This window comes from Halovibrio variabilis, from assembly GCF_007991175.1.
In the GTDB taxonomy this organism is placed as follows: domain Bacteria; phylum Pseudomonadota; class Gammaproteobacteria; order Pseudomonadales; family Halomonadaceae; genus Vreelandella; species Vreelandella variabilis.
In genome coordinates this window covers 57912-76182 of record NZ_BJXV01000019.1, presented here as the reverse complement: position 1 = coordinate 76182, position 18271 = coordinate 57912, and the positions used below count along the sequence as shown (strand labels likewise).

Annotated in this window: 18 protein-coding genes; 13 read left to right on the top strand and 5 right to left on the bottom strand. The window is 53.8% G+C overall.

Translation table 11 applies throughout. The annotated features are described in order from the left end of the window. Positions 1–2: 2 nt before the first annotated feature. From HVA01_RS14845 to HVA01_RS14820, 6 genes are all read left to right on the top strand, one after another. Positions 3–578 (top strand): CvpA family protein, encoded by a 576-nt coding sequence (locus HVA01_RS14845; protein WP_146876188.1) that lies wholly within the window; start codon positions 3–5, stop codon positions 576–578. A gap of 88 nt (positions 579–666) precedes the next feature. Further along, on the top strand, positions 667–2190 hold the full coding sequence (gene purF / locus HVA01_RS14840; RefSeq protein WP_146876187.1) for an amidophosphoribosyltransferase: 1524 nt from the start codon (positions 667–669) through the stop codon (positions 2188–2190). A 12-nt stretch (positions 2191–2202) separates the two neighbouring features. Continuing rightward, complete coding sequence (locus HVA01_RS14835) at positions 2203–3432, top strand: O-succinylhomoserine sulfhydrylase (RefSeq protein WP_146876186.1); 1230 nt, start codon at positions 2203–2205, stop codon at positions 3430–3432. A gap of 191 nt (positions 3433–3623) precedes the next feature. Next, positions 3624–4196, top strand: a complete 573-nt coding sequence (locus HVA01_RS14830) for a cytochrome b (protein ID WP_146876185.1) — start codon at positions 3624–3626, stop codon at positions 4194–4196. A 103-nt stretch (positions 4197–4299) separates the two neighbouring features. Then, positions 4300–4899, top strand: a complete 600-nt coding sequence (locus HVA01_RS14825) for a YceI family protein (RefSeq protein WP_146876184.1) — start codon at positions 4300–4302, stop codon at positions 4897–4899. Between the two features lie 109 nt (positions 4900–5008). Further along, positions 5009–6349 (top strand): MATE family efflux transporter, encoded by a 1341-nt coding sequence (locus HVA01_RS14820; RefSeq protein ID WP_170243528.1) that lies wholly within the window; start codon positions 5009–5011, stop codon positions 6347–6349. 87 nt (positions 6350–6436) lie between these two features. Here the strand turns inward: HVA01_RS14820 and HVA01_RS14815 are convergent, their stop codons facing one another. Further along, positions 6437–7627 carry an amino acid aminotransferase gene (locus HVA01_RS14815; RefSeq protein ID WP_146876182.1) on the bottom strand — a complete coding sequence of 397 codons (1191 nt, stop codon included), beginning with the start codon at positions 7625–7627 and terminating at the stop codon, positions 6437–6439. Beyond that, a complete protein-coding gene (locus HVA01_RS14810) occupies positions 7628–7966 on the bottom strand; it encodes a 4a-hydroxytetrahydrobiopterin dehydratase (RefSeq protein WP_146876181.1) in 339 nt (112 codons plus the stop codon). Between the two features lie 413 nt (positions 7967–8379). Between HVA01_RS14810 and cobA the strand changes: the two genes are divergently transcribed. The 4 genes from cobA to dcd all read left to right on the top strand — a co-directional run bounded on the left by cobA (position 8380) and on the right by dcd (position 12091). Continuing rightward, entirely contained in the window at positions 8380–9210 is an 831-nt protein-coding gene (gene cobA / locus HVA01_RS14805) for a uroporphyrinogen-III C-methyltransferase (protein WP_146876180.1), read from the top strand. Between the two features lie 165 nt (positions 9211–9375). Continuing rightward, positions 9376–10554 carry a coiled-coil domain-containing protein gene (locus tag HVA01_RS14800; RefSeq protein WP_146876179.1) on the top strand — a complete coding sequence of 393 codons (1179 nt, stop codon included), beginning with the start codon at positions 9376–9378 and terminating at the stop codon, positions 10552–10554. A gap of 158 nt (positions 10555–10712) precedes the next feature. Further along, a complete protein-coding gene (gene apbC / locus HVA01_RS14795) occupies positions 10713–11513 on the top strand; it encodes an iron-sulfur cluster carrier protein ApbC (RefSeq protein WP_146876178.1) in 801 nt (266 codons plus the stop codon). Between the two features lie 11 nt (positions 11514–11524). Further along, positions 11525–12091 carry a dCTP deaminase gene (gene dcd / locus HVA01_RS14790; protein ID WP_146876177.1) on the top strand — a complete coding sequence of 189 codons (567 nt, stop codon included), beginning with the start codon at positions 11525–11527 and terminating at the stop codon, positions 12089–12091. Positions 12092–12232: 141 nt separating this feature from the next. Here the strand turns inward: dcd and purN are convergent, their stop codons facing one another. Together purN and purM are read right to left on the bottom strand one after the other, a co-directional pair. Further along, on the bottom strand, positions 12233–12988 hold the full coding sequence (gene purN / locus HVA01_RS14785) for a phosphoribosylglycinamide formyltransferase (RefSeq protein ID WP_146876176.1): 756 nt from the start codon (positions 12986–12988) through the stop codon (positions 12233–12235). After that, positions 12985–14052, bottom strand: coding sequence for a phosphoribosylformylglycinamidine cyclo-ligase (gene purM / locus HVA01_RS14780; protein ID WP_146876175.1), 1068 nt, complete (start codon positions 14050–14052; stop codon positions 12985–12987). Before purM ends, purN begins: the two co-directional genes overlap by 4 nt. Before the next feature lie 207 nt (positions 14053–14259). Between purM and HVA01_RS14775 the strand changes: the two genes are divergently transcribed. Together HVA01_RS14775 and hda are read left to right on the top strand one after the other, a co-directional pair. After that, positions 14260–15390 (top strand): AI-2E family transporter, encoded by a 1131-nt coding sequence (locus tag HVA01_RS14775; protein ID WP_146876174.1) that lies wholly within the window; start codon positions 14260–14262, stop codon positions 15388–15390. Beyond that, positions 15387–16094 carry a DnaA regulatory inactivator Hda gene (gene hda, locus HVA01_RS14770; RefSeq protein ID WP_146876173.1) on the top strand — a complete coding sequence of 236 codons (708 nt, stop codon included), beginning with the start codon at positions 15387–15389 and terminating at the stop codon, positions 16092–16094. The genes HVA01_RS14775 and hda overlap by 4 nt, the downstream gene beginning before the upstream one ends. Positions 16095–16210: 116 nt before the next feature. On the opposite strand, the gene HVA01_RS14765 is transcribed toward hda, so the two are convergent. Continuing rightward, on the bottom strand, positions 16211–16585 hold the full coding sequence (locus tag HVA01_RS14765; protein ID WP_146876172.1) for a phasin family protein: 375 nt from the start codon (positions 16583–16585) through the stop codon (positions 16211–16213). 291 nt (positions 16586–16876) lie between these two features. On the opposite strand from HVA01_RS14765, the gene HVA01_RS14760 reads away from it, so the two are divergent. Further along, positions 16877–18253: a class II fumarate hydratase gene (locus HVA01_RS14760; protein ID WP_146876171.1), complete on the top strand. Its 1377-nt coding sequence runs from the start codon at positions 16877–16879 to the stop codon at positions 18251–18253. The last annotated feature ends 18 nt before the right edge of the window (positions 18254–18271 follow it).

Sequence of the window (18271 nt, the reverse complement as noted above, 5' to 3'; positions counted from 1 at the left end):
CCATGGCGTTAACCTGGATTGATGCGGTTTTTTTGGCGGTTCTGGCGCTGTCGATGTTAGCCGGTTTTGTCAGAGGGTTTGTCCGCGAAGCATTGGGGCTAGCCGCCTGGGTGGTCGCTTTGATGGTGGCGCGAGTCCTGGCAGAACCGGTCGCCGACTTGATGAGCGGGTTTATCGATAGCTTTGATGCCCGCTTGGTCCTCGCGTTCGTGCTGGTGATTTTCGCGGTCATTTTGCTTTGTGGCATTGTGATTCGCTTGGTACACGCGGCGGTTGAGTGGGTGGGCATGGGACTTTTGAACCGCGTGGCAGGGGCCGCCTTTGGCATTGCCCGCGGCGCGGTTATTTTACTGGTGGCCACCGTGCTTATTACCCTTACGCCGTTGGCTGAGTTGCAGGCGTGGCAAGAGGCTGAACTGCGCCCGACGTTTATTCAGTTACGTGATTGGGCCATTAGCCAGCTAGATCAGTGGGACCGCGAGCTGCCTGAGGCGCCGGCGTCCCTGCGCGATATTTCGCTACCCGAGCTGCACCTACCTGGTAGGGCGGAGCGAGAGGTTATCCCACCAGGTGATTGACCTGTTGACGAGAACGATTCTACGAACGTACGGGCTTGTTTAGGTAAGTGACTTAAGCAAAGCCATGGCATTAAGCGAGGTAACGTGAATGTGCGGTATAGTGGGCCTTCTGGGCAAGCAGGCGGTAAATCAGGGAATCTACGATGCCTTGACCGTACTTCAGCATCGTGGCCAGGACGCTGCCGGCATGATGACGTGGAGCGAAGGACGCTTTTTACTGCGCAAAAGTAACGGCTTGGTGCGTGATGTGTTTCATACCCGTCACATGGCGCGCCTAAAAGGTAACCTGGGCATCGGTCACGTGCGTTATCCGACCGCAGGCTCTTCAAGTGAAGCCGAGTCACAGCCGTTTTATGTGAATTCCCCCTACGGTATAACGCTGGCGCACAACGGCAACCTGACTAACTCAGAGCAGTTAAAACAGGAGCTGTTTTCGACCGATCTACGCCATATCAATACCAGCTCCGATTCTGAAGTGCTGCTCAACGTATTTGCCCATGAGCTGGGCAAGCAGGGCCTTCATCTCGAAGCGGAAGATATCTTTGACGCCGTGCGTCGCGTTCACCGTCGCTGCAAGGGTGGCTATGCGGCCGTGGCGATTATTAACGGCTTCGGTATGGTGGCGTTCCGCGACCCCTTCGGTATTCGCCCTGTGGTGTTTGGTACCCGCGAAGAGGAGAACGGTCAGGCGGTAATGATCGCCTCTGAATCCGTGGCACTGGATGTGGGTGGCTTTGAGCTTGAGCGCGATCTATCCCCTGGCGAGGCGATTTTTGTCGATATTGAAGGCAATATTCATACCCAGGTATGCGCTGACCGCCCGCAGCTGCGTTCGTGTATTTTCGAGCATGTGTATCTCGCCCGTCCTGATTCGCTGCTGGACGGCGCCTATGTCTACGGAACGCGTATGCAGATGGGCCGCAAGCTAGGCGACCGCATTTTAAACGAGTGGCCGGATCACGATATCGACGTGGTTATTCCGATTCCGGATACATCGCGGACCTCTGCGCTTGAAATGGCCCAGCACCTCGGGGTGACTTACCGCGAAGGGTTCATGAAGAACCGTTATATTGGGCGTACCTTTATTATGCCGGGTCAGACCCAGCGGAAAAAGTCGGTACGCCAAAAGCTCAATGCCATCGACGTTGAGTTTAAAGGTAAAAACGTATTGCTCGTGGACGACTCCATTGTACGCGGCACGACCTGTAAGCAGATTATTCAAATGGCCCGGGATGCCGGGGCGCGCAAGGTCTATTTTGCCTCAGCGGCACCGCCGGTGCGCTTTCCCAATGTGTATGGTATCGACATGCCGGCCGCGTCCGAGTTGATTGCCCATGGGCGTAGCGAAGAGGAAGTGGGCGAACTGATTGGCGCTGATCGTATCTTCTATCAGAATCTGGAAGATCTGAAGGCGGCGTGTCGCGAAGTGAATCCTGAGATGGAAGAATTTGATTGCTCGGTGTTTGACGGTAACTACGTGACCGGCGATATCGATAACGCTTACCTGGACGCGTTGGAAGCTAGCCGCAGTGATTCGGCCAAGGATCATAGCGCTGGCGACCATGCGCTGGTGGATATGCACAATCAGGACGACGACGACCTGGAAGATTAGGAGGTAAGCCGTATGCACGATGACAATCACCAGGAAAACGATCACCAGGAAAACAAGCACCAGGATGAGTGGTCATTAGAGACGCTGGCGATCCGGGCGGGTCATCAGCGCACCTTCGAGCAGGAGCACTCTGAGCCCATTTTTCCGACCTCAAGCTTTGTCTACGAAAGCGCTGCTGAAGCAGCGCGAAAGTTCGGCGGGCATGAGCCAGGTAACGTTTACTCGCGCTTTACCAACCCGACAGTGCATACCTTTGAGCGCCGTCTGGCGGCTCTTGAAGGCGGCGAGCGCTGTGTCGCGACCAGTTCGGGTATGTCGGCTATTTTATCGACTGCGCTGGCGCTGCTCTCGGCAGGCGATGAAATTGTCGCTTCCCGGTCACTGTTTGGCTCGACGGTTAGCCTGTTCGATAAGTACCTAGGCAAGTTGGGTATTACCACGCGCTACGTGGAACTTTCCAACGTTGCTGCCTGGGAAGCGGCGATTACGCCGAAAACGCGCTTATTGTTTGCCGAAACGCCCTCAAACCCACTGTCAGAAATTGCCGATATTCCAGCCCTGGCCGCGCTGGCAAAGCGTCACGATGCGCTGCTGGCGATTGATAACTGCTTTCTTACCCCGGCTCTTCAGCGGCCGCTGGCGCTGGGCGCTGATTTGATCATCCACTCGGCGACCAAGTATCTTGATGGTCAAGGCCGCGCCGTGGGGGGTGCCGTGGTAGGCAGCCATGCGCTGCTTGAAGAGGTGTTTGGGGTAGTGCGCACCTGCGGGCCTTGCCTCAGCCCCTTCAACGCGTGGATTTTCACCAAAGGGCTGGAAACCTTATCGTTGCGTATGAAGGCACACTGCGAAAACGCTTTGACCCTGGCGCGCTGGCTGGATGCCCATCCGGCCGTTACCCAGGTATATTACAGCGGTTTGGAAGAGCACCCTCAGCACGCCTTGGCCAAACAGCAGCAGAAAGGCTTTGGCGCGGTACTAGGGTTTGAAGTGTTGGGCGGCCAGGAAGGCGCGTGGCAGGTGATTGATGCGACGCGTATGCTTTCGATCACGGGCAACCTTGGTGATGTTAAAACCACTATCACCCATCCAGCCACCACCACCCATGGCCGTCTTTCCGATTCGCAAAAAGCCGCAGCGGGTATTACGCCAGGCCTCATTCGTGTAGCGGTGGGGTTAGAGAGCCAGGATGACATTCAGCGTGATCTGGCCCTCGGATTGGATGCCTTAGCCGCCCGTTAAAGAGACGCTGACTCCCAGCGTTGAATGTCATCAAAACCGGCCCACACGCCCGACGTTGGCCGGTTTTTTTATATAAACAGTTTTTACGAATGGTGTGTCCTGCTTTTTTCAGCGGTTTCCAACCCCATTACACGCTATGCTTTCTGTATAGTGTTTTTCGCTAAACGGCAGCGATCAATAAGGGAAAAGGCATGTGGCAAAACAGTCGTAGCGGGTGGGGATTGGTCAGTATTCTATTTCACTGGCTAAGCGCCCTGACTATCATTGGGCTTTTCGCGTTAGGCTGGTGGATGACCGGGCTTGGTTACTATGACACTTGGTACAACCAAGGCCCTTGGGTGCACCGCTCAATTGGTATTTTACTATTTTTTACCACCTTAGCCCGCCTAGCCTGGCGCTTTAGCCAGCCTACCCCGCAGGCAGAAGGCCGCCGCATAGAAGCTATTGCCGCTCATCTTGGCCATATTGCTCTTTATGTACTGGTATTGGTGGTGATGATTAGTGGCTACATGATCTCGACCGCCGATGGGCGAGGCATTAGTGTCTTTGGCTGGTTTGAAGTGCCTGCGCTGCTACATGACTTGCCCAATCAGGCGAGCCTGGCGGGCGACATTCACTGGTATAGCGCTTTGACGCTGATGACCTTGGCGGCGGGTCATGCGCTTGCCGCGCTGAAACATCATTGGATAGACCGCCATAAAACGCTGGTGCGAATGCTGAACCCGACCTATAGCCAGCGTCGTGATCATAAAGCAGTAAGATAATCGTTGTTTTGTAAACAATTTTATACGTCTATTTTTACGCACACTGCGCTGGTGATAGTTGCCTGTTGCGGTGCTTATCAAGAAAAGAAAGGAGCCATTAACGATGTCTAAAAAGATCGGGTTTAAAAAGACCGCCTTCGCCGCTGCTATTGCCGCCGCGGCGCTGGTACCATTGAGTCAGGCGCAGGCCGCTGACTACCAAATTGATACTGAAGGTCAGCACGCCTTCGTTCAATTTAAAATTAGCCACCTGGGTTTTTCGTACATTTTAGGTAGCTTTGAAGAATTGGATGGCCAATTCGCTTACGACCCTGATGATCTAGCGGCATCTTCAGCGGCAATCGAAGTACAGATTGACAGCCTGAACAGCAATCACGCCGAGCGTGATCGTCATATTTTAAGCGACGATTTCCTACACGCCAGTGAATACCCGACGGCCACGTTTACCTCGACAGGCTTTGAAGTCACGGGTGACAACGAAGGTGTACTGACGGGCGACCTGAGCTTACACGGCGAGACCCAAGAAATTGAGATGCCGGTAACGCTGATGGGCCAAGGCGATGATCCTTGGGGTAATTACCGCGCTGGTTTCGAGGGCAGCACCATGCTGACCTTGAGCGACTACGGTATCGATATGAGTGACTTCCCTGAAGTTATGCACCAGCTAGAGCTTTACGTGACGTTTGAAGGCATTCGTCAGTAACCCTTAGCGTTTTCACTGCGCCACCGCCCTGGAAGGGGCGGTGGCGTTTTACGTTAAACTGATCAATTAATAAATCGTTGAAATAAGGAGAGAGTGTTTGGCAGCTGTCATGCACCAAAGAGAGTTGGCGATAACCCTATGGCGCCAAACGTGGCCGATGGCCATTGGGGTTCTGGCGTTATTGGGTTTTCAACTTGTTGATAGCGCTTTTATAGCCCGCTTGGGGACCGCGCCGCTGGCTGCGCAGTCGTTCACCTTCCCGATCTCCTTTTTGATTATCGGCATTCAGGTGGGCATGGGAATTGCGATTGCCGCGCTTATTTCCCGTGCATTAGGTGCGGGTGAAGGGGAGCGTGCCACGCGCTTGAGCAGCTTGGTGTTAATGACAGGCGGTGGGGTGATAGGCCTACTGGCACTCGCCTTATGGGTGTTCCATGTGTCCATTTTTCAATTGCTGGGCGCTGATGACACAACGCTTGGCTATATCCGTGCTTATTGGGCGCCTCAGCTATTGTCGGCCTGGCTGGGGGCGATGCTGTATTTTACTTATAGCGTCTTTCGTGCCCACGGTGATACTAAATTGCCAGGTAAAATAATGGTGCTCAGCAGCCTTATTAACCTAGTGCTGGACCCGCTGTTTATTTTTGGCCTGGGGGATTGGCAAGGCTGGGGGCTGCCGGGTGCGGCATGGGCAACTGCGATTGCTTTTGCAATCGGGCTAGCGGTGACCAGCTATAAACTAGCTCGGCGTCGGTGGGCTTCTCAGTATGGGCTATGGCTGGAAGCCAAACAGTCATGGCGGCCGTTTACGGGGATTGCCGCACCCGCCATGGTGAGCCAGCTGATGCCGCCGTTGGCGGCGATGCTGGCTATTGCTGTCGTGGCAGGGTTGGGGGAAAGCGAAGTGGCAGCTTGGGGGTTGGCGAGCCGTTTAGAAACACTCTCGCTAATGGTCATCCTGGCAATGACCATGTCGCTGCCACCTTGGCTTGGGCGCTGCTACGGGGCCGGTGATTGGGAACAAATACACCAGCTTATGGGTTTGGCCATTAAGGTTGCGCTGGTGTGGCAGCTTGGCCTGGGTATTGTGCTTGCCATGGGGGCGCCTTGGCTGGCGATGGCGCTAGCCGGAAACCCGGATGTGCAAAGTGAGCTGACACTGCTTATTCGCTTTCTGCTACCCAGCTATGCCGCCCTGGGGGTTTGCATGTTGGTGGTCTCTGCGGGAAATGCGTTGGGTTGGCCACTGCGTGCCATGTTGCTTTCCAGTGCGCGGCTGTTTGTCTGCTATTTACCGTGCCTTTGGCTGGGGTCGCAGTTCTTCGGCTGGTGGGGGGTAGCGGCGGGCGGCGCCGTAGGCAACCTGTTGGCGGGCTTGATGGCGTGGTACGTTATGCGGCGTATTCTTTCTCGCCCGCATCGGCAAGCGGGATACGCCAAATCAACATAACTGCTTTTACCTTTAATAAACGCTCAGGTATAAAAAACGCCCAGGTGTTCCCTGGGCGTTTGTATTAAAGCAGCTATTGCGTGGCGGTCAGTCGTTGACGGCGGCAATCGCTTTGGCAAGGTAGGGGAGGTTCTCGTGCGAGAAGCCTGCCACGTTGGCGCGACCCGAGCGCACCATGTAAATGCCAAACTCATCGCGCAGGCGGTCTACCTGCTCTGGCGTTAGGCCCGTGTAGGAGAACATGCCGCGCTGCTCCGCTACGCAGGCGTACTTTTCGTCCAGCCCGTAAGGTTTGAGCGCTTCTACAAAGTCACGGCGAAGCGTATTAATGCGATCACGCATCTCGGTAAGCTCTTCGCGCCATAGCTCGGTAAGTTCGGCGTTATGGAGAATCTCGCTAACAATCGAACCGCCGTGAGCCGGCGGATTTGAGTAGTTTTCCCGGGCAACGATAGCAATCTGCGAGCGGATGTTCTCCATCTGCTCGTTGTCTTTCGCCACCATGATTAGACAGCCGGTACGTTCGCAGTAAATGCCGAAGTTCTTCGAGCAAGAGCTGGTAATAATCGCTTCGTCGAGATTTTCGGCAAGCAGACGCACGCCGTAGGCATCTTCATCCAAGCCTTCGCCAAAGCCTTGGTAAGCGAAGTCGATTAGCGGCAGTAGCTGGCGCTCTCGGACAATCTCTAACACTTCCTGCCACTGGTCGTGGGAAAGGTCGAATCCGGTGGGGTTGTGGCAGCAGGCGTGCAGCACAACGACATCACCTACTGGAATAGTCTTAAGCGCTGCCCGCATACCGTCAAAATCAAGACGGTTGTCAGGGTCCACGTAGGGGTATTTATGCAGTTCAATACCCGCTGAGGTAAAAATGCCGTGGTGATTCGGCCACGTTGGGTCGCTTACCCAAATACCTTTGTCCGGGAATTGCGAGGCAATAAAATCAGCGGCTAACCGCAGCGCGCCGGTGCCTCCTGGCGACTGGGTGGCGCTGGCTCGGTTGGCTTTCAACACCGATGACTGAGTGCCGAATATCATGGGAAGAACGACTTCGCCGTAGCTGGGTGAGCCGTGCGATCCAATATATGTTTTCGTGGTTTCATTCTTGAGCAGGCGAGCTTCTGCTTCCTTAACGGCGCGCATTACCGGCGTGTTGCCTTGGGTATCGCGGTAAACACCAACGCCTAAATCCACTTTTTGTGGATTAGTATCTTTTTTGAAAGCTTCGATTAGCCCGAGAATGGCATCCCCTGGGACTCGCTCAATGTGCTCAAACATTTATTCGACTACCTCGTCGGTTCTGGCGGCAAGAATGAAGTCATTGCGATGCAGGCCTTTTATCGCATGGGACCACCACGTGACGGTGGTTTTGCCCCATTCGGTGGTAATGACCGGATGGTGGCCTGCCTGTTCTGCAACATCGCCAACGCGCTGGGTAAAAGCCAGTGCACTGGCAAAGTCAGAAAACGTAAAACTTCGCGACAGCTTCATGATGCCATCGTGCTCGACAATCTGCCACTGGCTGAGGCTTTTTAGCTGCTCTTGGGCTTCATCTTTACTCATCGGTTGCGCATTGCTGCTGCATGGTTCACAGGTATGTTCGGCCAGCGTTGTCATCTATCTTCTCCTATTGGTTTGACATATTTGGTTTGACATACTCCTAGCGTAGAAGGCTTACGCAGTCACGACCAGCATCCAGCGCGCCGAACGCTCAATCGCCGACTGACTTTAAGGTGGTCACTGCCGGTTAGTTGTTTCACCAGTGGCCTGGCACTGCGAGCGCGGTGAAACTAAAAATAACGCCGGGGGTGTGCGGGATAAAATGGTCGCCACTAACGCTTGTCGCAACGTCTATATCATTCGCCGACAAAAACCGCATTATTAATATTATTTAAGAATAACGATAGCTTTATTTGATTGTTTATTTCACCGTCAATATAACCGGTGGACGCCGTGTTGCTGGAAATTAATGATAAAATTAATTACTTTTTTATATATAGAACCCCATTTTTATTCCTTGAGGTGATTTCTTGGCAGCAGGACGCGAGCAGAATACTCAGTCACAGGGTTTCGTCAGTTTAGTGGGGGCGGGGCCAGGCGATCCGGAATTATTGACACTTAAGGCTTATAAACGCCTTCAAGCCGCTGAAGTAGTGCTTTATGACCGTTTAGTGAGCGATGAAATCGTTGCCTTTATCCCTGCCAGCGCGCAGTGCTTCTATGTAGGCAAAGCACGCTCGCTACACAGCGTCCCTCAGGAGGGGATTAACCAAGCGTTAGTGACGTGGGCAAAGCAGGGCAAGCATGTTGTCCGCCTCAAAGGTGGCGATCCGTTTATCTTTGGCCGTGGCGGGGAAGAGCTTGAGGCCTTGGTGGCAGCACAGGTGAGCGTGGAGGTGATTCCAGGGGTAACCGCCGCATCGGGCTGTGCCGCCTACGCTGGCATCCCTTTGACGCATCGCGATCATGCCCAGTCAGTACGCTTTATCACCGGTCATTTGCAGCAGGGTGAGTGTGAGCTGGATTGGAATGCGCTAGCACGACCCGGTCAAACACTGGTGTTTTATATGGGCTTAGGCAGCGTTAAGGCGATTAGTCATGCGCTCATTCAGCACGGTTTAGCGCCTGAAACCCCGCTGGCCTTGATCGAACAAGGCACGACAAGGCAGCAGCGAACGCATACTGGGATGCTTTCGGCGCTGCCGGAGGCTTTCTTGGCGGGGCAGATTAAACCGCCTACGCTATTAATAGTGGGTAGCGTCGTATCGCTGCATACAACGCTTGACTGGTTTGATACCGAAAATGGACGTGCGTCAGGTTTCCATGAGGGCAAGCATCCCCTATCCACTAGGCATGATTAACTGTTTGTGCTTGGATTGTAACGATACAGCAACATTTATAGACGATTTTATGAACAGACTGGCTAGATACGTTGAGCTGTGTATGCTGAAAGGGAAGTCAATCATCGTTAGCCTAGAAACTTATTAGCCCAGAGCAAATTAGCCCAGAGCAAAGAGGAACGCATAATGGCGGATACAAACCACTCGGATAACCAAGCACCTGATAACAAGCCGACGTCGGCTGAAAAGTCTGATATGAAAACGCTCTTCCAAGACAACCGGGTCAAAGCCATTGCCGGCATCGCAGCCATTGCGGTTATCTGGGCGATCATGGCTCAATCTAACGCCGGATCGCGCCAGGAGCGGGTCGACGATTTAGAAGAGCAACTGGCGAGTACCGAGCAAGAAAATAGCCAAATGAGCCAACGCATTGCGGAAATTGAAGAGGCCGAGGCTAATTTGGCGGCGCTAGAGGAAGAAACGGCAGCGATAGAAGAGCAGCAGGCCGAAGCGGAGTCTTCGCTCGAAAGCACCCAGAGTGATGCCAGCGCCGTAGAGTCGCGTCTTGAGGAGCTTGAGGCCGAGCGCGATGCGCTGGAAGAAGAAGTGGCGTCGCTCAATGAGCAGGTGGAAAGCGCCGAGAGCAATATGTCTGAGTTGCGCGAAGAGCGCGATGCGATCATCAGCGAGCGTGACGAAGCTGAAAGCACGCTGCAGCAGGTGGAAGAGGCGCAACAGAGTGCTCAGGACGCTCGTCAAGAAGCCGAAGCCGCCCGTCAGGAAGCCGAGCAGCAGCGTCAGGAAGCCGTTGAAGAGCTAAGTGCTACCGAAGACGAGCTGGCTGAGTTAGAGGCGCAAATTAGCCAGGCTAACGAAGAGCTAAACGGCCTGGAAGAAGCAATTTCGACCGCCCAGGGTGAGCTTGACGAGATCAGAGGTGAGCGTGACTCACTTGTCAGCGAACGCGATGAACTGCAAAACGAAGTAGACTCATTGATTTCCCAGCGCGAAGAGGAAGAGCAAAATCTGAGCGATGTACGTTCTGAAATGGATGATGTGAGAGTCGCCCTTGAGATTGGTCGCGAGGAAATGGCCAGTGTTGAGAGCAGCATTGAAGAGCGTGAAAATCAGCTGGAGCGTTTAGATAACCAGCTAAGCGAGTGGCGCGATGAGCTCTCTACCCTCGACAGCCGCATCGCCGAAGCTGAACAATCTGCCAGCGAAGCCACTTCTCCTTCACAAGACAGCGCTTCACAAGCAAGCGCTTCAGATGAAGGCTCGTCTGACGATGCTGCTGGAAATAGTGATGAAAGCGCCAATGATAGCGACGGCGGCAGTGAAGAAGAGCAGCAAAACGCAGGCTAAATAGCACCAGCGGTAACGCCTGATAGCTAACGTGGAGAGCGGATGTCGGTTACCCGGCGTCCGCTCTCTTGTTGTTGGTTTATGATTACGGTCGCAAGGCGTATCATTCCAATCACGTTAATTCAGCAATCAAACGCCTAAACGAGGAGTGCCATTGAATGGATGGGGTTAAACATATTATCGCAGTGGCTTCAGGCAAGGGCGGCGTGGGTAAATCCACCGTTACCGTCAACCTGGCGCTTGCGCTGTCGGCACAGGGATACCGCGTCGGTGTTCTGGATGCGGATATTTACGGGCCCAGCCAGGCGCAAATGCTCGGCGTTAAAGAGGGTGTGCGCCCCCAGTCAGCGGGGAATGACAAATTTTTGCCGCTTGAGGCCCATGGCATTCAGGCCATGTCGATGGCATTTATGGTCAACACACGCGAAGCCATGGTGTGGCGCGGGCCAATGGTTGTCGGTGCCTTCCAGCAGATGTTGACGCAAACCCAGTGGGATAACCTTGATTTTCTACTGATCGACATGCCCCCCGGTACCGGGGATATCCAACTGACGCTGGCCCAAAAAGTGCCGGTCGCAGGGGCGGTGATTGTGACCACGCCGCAAGATATTGCGCTTTTAGATGCGCGTAAAGGGATCGAAATGTTCCGCAAGGTTAAGGTGCCGGTGCTTGGCGTGGTGGAAAACATGAGCCTTTACCACTGCGAAAACTGCGGCCATGAAGCGGCTATTTTTGGTACCGGTGGCGGGGATAGTATTGCCCAAGAGTACGATACCCAAGTGCTGGGTCGGCTGCCGTTGACGCTCTCTATCCGTGAACTGACGGATTCAGGTCATCCGAGTGTGGTGTCTGAACCAAACGGGGCGGTGAGCCAAACATTTGCGACTATCGCCCGAAAAGTAGCCGAGGCGGTAAGCACAAACCAAGGCGATGGGCCCACTATTTCCTTTAGCGAGTGATGACAGCATAGATGAGTATCAAATCTGATAATTGGATCCGCCGCATGGCAAAGAGCGACGCGATGATCGAACCGTTTGAAGCCGAACAGGTGCGCTACATGGACGGTCAGCGCGTTATTTCCTATGGTACTTCAAGCTATGGCTACGACGTTCGCTGTGCGGATGAATTCAAAGTGTTTACCAATATTCACTCGGCGATTGTGGATCCTAAAGCCTTTGACGCGAAAAGCTTCGTCGATATTAAAGGCGATATGTGTATTATTCCGCCCAACTCATTCGCGCTGGCGCGCACGGTGGAGTATTTTCGCATTCCACGTAACGTGTTAACCATTTGCCTGGGCAAGTCGACCTATGCGCGCTGTGGCATTATCGTTAACGTAACGCCACTGGAGCCTGAATGGGAAGGCCACGTGACCCTGGAGTTCTCTAACACCACCAATCTGCCGGCAAAAATCTACGCCCATGAGGGTGTCGCGCAGATGCTGTTCTTAGAGTCTGATGAGGTGTGCGAAACGTCTTACAAAGATCGTGGTGGGAAATACATGGGCCAACTCGGTGTTACCTTGCCGTGTACTTGACCTGCGCTGTGTCGCTATAAAAAGCGCCTTACGGTTAACAGCCGTAAGGCGCTTTTTAACTTTTTAACTTTTTAACTTTTTAACTTTTTAACTTTTTAACTTTTTAACTTTTTAACTTTTTAACATAGCTAAAGGCTGAATTTAGTCCTGCGACGCTTCGTCGAGTTCTTCATCAAGCTCTTCAGCGGCATCGGCGTGGGAAAGCCGCATGCCGTGATCCGGCAGCAGATGACCATCCATTTTGGCGCCTTCCGGGGTGAACTGCAGCCGACCTTCCAAAAACCACTGGACAGCGATCGGGTACAGCAGGTGCTCTCTAGCACGGACTTTTTCTTGCAGGGTTTCCACCGTTTCATCGGCGCTTACCTGCAACTCAGCCTGCAGTACCACCGGGCCACCGTCCAGCTCTTCGGTGACAAAGTGAACGCTACAGCCGTGGCTGGCAACGCCGTCAGCCAGGGCGCGGGCGTGAGTGTGGAGCCCTTGGTAATCGGGCAGCAGCGACGGGTGGATATTCAGCATGCGGCCCAGGAAGCGTTGCACAAAGCGAGGCGTCAAAATACGCATAAAGCCTGCCAGTACAATCAGGTCTGGCTCGTGACGTTCAATGACTTTGATCAGCGCGCCGTCGTACGCTTCGCGGCTATCATATTCCCGATGGGGGAGTGCGACCGCATCAATGCCGGCGTCATGGGCACGCTTCAAGCCATAGGCATCAGCGACATTGGAAATCACAGCGACAATCTCGCCACCGCCTAAACGGTCGTGGGACTGAGCATCGATCAGCGCCTGTAGATTGCTGCCATTCCCGGAAATAAGCACCACGATGCGGGGAGCGTCAACGGGCTCTGGCGTTACGTCCTTGATGGTATCGCTTTGATAGTCAGTATTGGTCATGCCGAGAGGTTCTCCAGAATAACGGCGTCCTCTTGGCGTTTAACAATCTGGCCAAGGTGGTACACGGTTTCCCCTTCGCCTTGCAGATGAGCAATGGCTTGCTCTGCTTGAGTTTGCGGCACCACAACGACCATACCAATACCGCAGTTAAGTACGCGGTGCATTTCGGTTTCATTGACGTTGCCGTGGGCTTGCAGCCAGTCAAAGACGGCCGGCCGCGTCCAGCTGTTAATATCAATATGCGCCGCCAGGCCGTCGGGGAGTACGCGGGGAATGTTTTCCAGCAGCCCGCCACCGGTGATATGCGACAGCGCGTGAACGGCAATATCGCTATCGCGCATCAATGAGAGTAGCGATTTGACATAAATCCGTGTCGGCGCCATCAGCGCATCGGCGAGAGAACCGCCGTCGAATTGGGTGTCTAACGGGGTATTGCTGACCTCGAGAATTTTACGAATCAGCGAGTAACCGTTGGAGTGCGGTCCTGATGAGGCAAGCCCTAATAAGACATCGCCTTCAGCGACCTTGCTGCCATCTAAAATGTCGGCTTTTTCAACCACGCCTACGCAAAAGCCAGCCAAATCGTAATCGCTACCGGCGTACATGCCCGGCATTTCGGCGGTTTCGCCACCCACTAACGCGCAGCCAGCGAGCTCGCAACCGGCTCCAATGCCGGTGACAACGTCAGCCGCAATATCCACATCGAGCTTACCCGTGGCATAGTAGTCAAGAAACTGCAGCGGCTCGGCACCGGCCACGATCAAATCGTTGACGCACATGGCGACTAAATCAATCCCAATGGTGTCGTGTTTACCAAGATCCATGGCTAAGCGCAGCTTAGTGCCGACGCCGTCAGTACCCGAAACAAGCACGGGGTGGCGATAACCTGCCGGTATTTCGCATAGCGCGCCAAACCCGCCTAGTCCGCCCATTACTTCGGGGCGCATAGTGCGTTTGGCAACGTGTTTGATGCGGTCAACCAGGGCGTTACCGGCATCAATATCGACGCCTGCGTCCTTGTAGCTGAGGGAAGGAGTCGCCGCAGAAGAGGAGGTCTCGGTCATGACAGATCCTGTGAAACAAATAACGGTGCTGGTAGTGCTGGCGACATGGCCAGTGCTGGGCAATAACTGGGCAGATTGTAACACTCAGCGGCCCGTGCCGCACCGCTGTCACGCATAATGCAAAGCTTACGAGCGACTTTCACTTATATCCGGCATAGTAGGTGATAATGTCAGAATCCAGATTTAATTTAAGGATGAGAGAGATCTATGCGGAATTCTTGGTGGGGTGTCCTTTTTTTAGGCGTCATAGGCGGTTTAATCTATTTGCTAGACGCGGTATTGATGCCTTTTATTGCCGGGATGATTCTTGCTTATTTAGCCGACCCCCTAGCTAACCGTTTTCAACGCTGGGGTATGAATCGGCCGTTGGCGGTCAGTAGCGTGTTTTTAGTTTTGCTTATCGTGCTGGTGGTGAGCCTACTGATATTGATCCCGCTGCTTGTCCAACAGCTTAAACAGCTGGGCGAGGCCGTTCCCAGTATCTTCAATTGGGTAGAAAGCGTCCTCGCCCCTCAGGTGCAGGAGTGGACAGGCTACGACTTAACGGCTGAGTTAACCAATGCGCGCGAAACGCTGGTGGAAAACTGGCGAGATGCCGGCGGTTATCTAGCCCAGGCGCTCGGCCAAATAGGCCGTTCCGGTATGGCTTTTGTATCCTGGATTACCTATGTGGCGTTGATTCCTGTCGTTACCTTCTATTTACTCTTGGACTGGAACCGACTGCTGAGCAGCATCGCCAATCTTGTGCCACGCCAGTGGGCCGACGATACGTTTCGCTTAGCGCGTCGCTGCGATGAAGTGCTGTCCTCGTTCCTACGCGGTCAGCTGCTGGTTATGCTCTGCTTAGGGGTGATTTATGCGTTGGGCCTAACCCTGATGGGGCTCAATTTTGGCTTGCTGATTGGCTTTGTCTCGGGGTTGGTAAGCATCGTGCCGTTCTTGGGTTTTATTGTTGGTTTAGTCATTGCCCTGGTGGTCGCGCTATTCCAGTACGCTACCTGGTGGGCAGTGTTAGGCGTCATCTTGGTATTCAGTATTGGCCAAATGGCAGAGAGCGTGATTCTTCAGCCTAAATTGCTGGGCGATAAGATTGGCTTGCACCCGGTCGCGGTTATTTTTGCCGTGCTTGCCGGAGGCAGCCTGTTTGGGCTGACAGGGGTGTTATTAGCCCTGCCAGTCGCCGCGGTGATTCTCGTTTTACTAAAGGAAGTAAAAGTTCGCTATCAGGACAGCGAGCTATACGACGATAAAAATACCGACAAGCCGTCGGCCATAATTGAGGTCAGTTCTTCGTACCATGATGAGCTGGGACAGCGTGATGAATGGGAGTCACCATGAGCCGAATACCGGCACAGCTTCCCCTGGGGATAGGGCTGCGTGATGATGCAACCTTTGATAATTATTATGTGGCGCGGACCAATGCGCCGCTGGTCGAGCACCTTATTCAGCAGTTAAAGCCAGAAGGTGAGCAGTTTCTGTATATCTGGGGAGCGCCAGGCGTGGGGCGCAGCCATTTGCTACAGGCCGCCTGTCATGCAGCGTCAGACGCGGATAGGCGCGCCCTTTACTTACCGTTAAACGACTTAGGCCACTTTCCACCCTTGATGCTTGAAGATATTGAGCGCTTGGATATTGTGGCTATCGATGATTTGGAGTGCGTGATTGGCCGTAAACGCTGGGAAGAGGCGCTGTTCCATGCCTTTAACCGGCTAAGGGATGCAGGCAAAAAATTGCTGATTGCGGCCAGTGCGTCGCCGCGTCAGTTAAACGTGGTGCTACCTGATCTAGCCTCGCGATTGACCTGGGGCGTTACCTTTCACGTTAACGCATTAGAGGATGACAATGAGCGCTTGGCGGCCCTAAAGTTGCGTGCCAGCGTGAGAGGCATGCAGCTGCCCGACGATGTGGGACGCTATATATTGCACCGTGGCCCCCGCGAGTTAGCTGAACTGTGCCGGGCGGTGGAAACTTTGGATAAAGCATCGCTGTCTGCCAAGCGAAAGCTGACCATCCCGTTCGTGAAATCGGCGCTCGGTTGGTAAGTCACTTGTTGGCGCCACTCTTAAAATTAAAAAAAACGCCGCCGATGACATAGAGCCATCGGCGGCGTTTTGGACTGTGAAGTGCTATTTAAGCGCTTACATCAAGATAAGCCGCTTTAAGCGGTTTTGCTCATCTTGCTAGCGGCTGTTTGCGCTTGCTTGACATTGTCTTCGGTAATTTTCTGGCTTTTCTGAATAAAGTCTTGCTGAAGCGATACGACTTTATCGGCGTCGCCCTTAGCGCGCTCGGCCAATTCTTTTACCACGTTCTGCTGACCTTCCATATAGCTGCGCAGCCCTTCGGGGTCTTTGATGTCCATCATCTGACGCATCTGAGCAATGCCGGTATCAACATAGGCCTTGCTGGCATCCATTTGCGCATTGAGCATTTTTTCGCTGTAATCAATACTCAGCGCCATGTAAGCACGTACGGGTGCCATAAACATATTGTCAAACTGCTGGTTCATTTCGTTAGTATTTAGTGTACGCATCGTCATACCCTCCAGGGTTTAGTCTTGCCAAAAGCAGCTATCCAGAGGTTGGCGCTGCTTATTGAGTGAGTCACTTTTTGACCAATCTTGCGATGCAGCATAACAACTGTTTTTGTGCAGTGCAACATTTGGTTTTTGGCCTTTTAAAGTGCGCGGGGTAAGGACATGTTTACCCGTATGGTTTAACCAGCTAGCTTGAAAGTAGGAAAGGTGACATTAGCTAGCGAACGATCGGTTGGCTACGCGCTCAGATAAGCATCACTATTAATCTCACTGATGGGAGAAAGAGCAATGGCAACACGGATGGAACGCGATAGCATGGGCGAATTAGAAGTGCCTTCTGAGGCGCTTTACGGGGCCCAAACCCAGCGGGCAATTAATAATTTTCCGGTGTCACATGCCCCGATGCCGACGGCCTTCATTCATGCCGTCACCCGAATTAAACTCGCTGCAGCCCGGGCTAACCAGACACTGGGAGGCCTTGATAAGGAGCGCGCGGAAGCGATCCAGACGGCGGCTCGAGCCGTATTGTCCGGCAAGCACGACCAGCACTTTCCCATTGACGTATTTCAAACCGGTTCGGGCACCTCTACCAATATGAACGTGAACGAGGTGTTGGCGACCCTCGCCAGCCGTGAGGGCGTTGAAGTGACGCCGAACGACCACGTTAATATGGGGCAGTCGAGTAACGATGTTATCCCGACCGCTATCCACCTCTCCGCGGCCATTGCTGTGCATGAATCCCTGCGCCCAGCGCTCGTTCATCTGCGCGATACCATTGACCAGCGCGCCAGCGAGCTTAGCCATGTGGTAAAAACAGGGCGAACGCATCTTATGGATGCCATGCCGCTGCGCATGGATCAAGAGCTAGGTGCTTGGTCGAGCCAAGTCAATCAAGCCATTGAGCGGTTTGATAGCGCTATGAAAAGGCTGTGCCGGTTAGCCCAGGGGGGGACGGCCGTGGGGACCGGTATTAATGCCCCCAACGGCTTCGCTGAGCAGGTAGCCCAAGAGTTAAGCGAGCAGACAGGGTTGATGTTCACCCCCAACGACAGTTTTTTTGCCAGCCTCTCCTCCCAGGATGCCGCTGTGGAACTTTCCGGGCAGTTGAAAGGGTTAGCCTGCGTGATTATGAAGATTGCCAATGACCTGCGCTGGATGAATTCAGGACCGCTGGCGGGGCTAGGGGAAATTGAGCTTGAAGCGCTGCAGCCAGGCAGCTCGATCATGCCGGGTAAGGTTAACCCTGTTATCCCTGAATCAGCGGCGCAGGCGGCCGCTCAAGTCATCGGGCTGGATACCGCGATAACCGTCGCCGGGCAAAGCGGCAACTTCCAGTTGAATGTGATGCTGCCGTTGGTAGCATCAAATCTGCTTTCGTCAATTAGTTTGATGAGCAATACCGCACGACTGTTGGCGGACCGAGCAATTGCCACCTTTAAGGTGCGTGAAGACAATCTACAGGGCCCGTTGGCGAGAAATCCCATTTTGGTAACGGCGTTAAATGGGGTTATTGGCTATAACGCCGCCGCCGCCATTGCCAAAGAGGCCTACCAAGCGGGACGGCCGATTATCGAGGTAGCGGAAGAGAAGACTGATCTCGACCGGGAAACGCTGGAGCGTTTGCTGGACCCGAGCGTGCTAACGCAAGGCGGTATCCCCGAGTAACACGCTTGAGACGGCTGG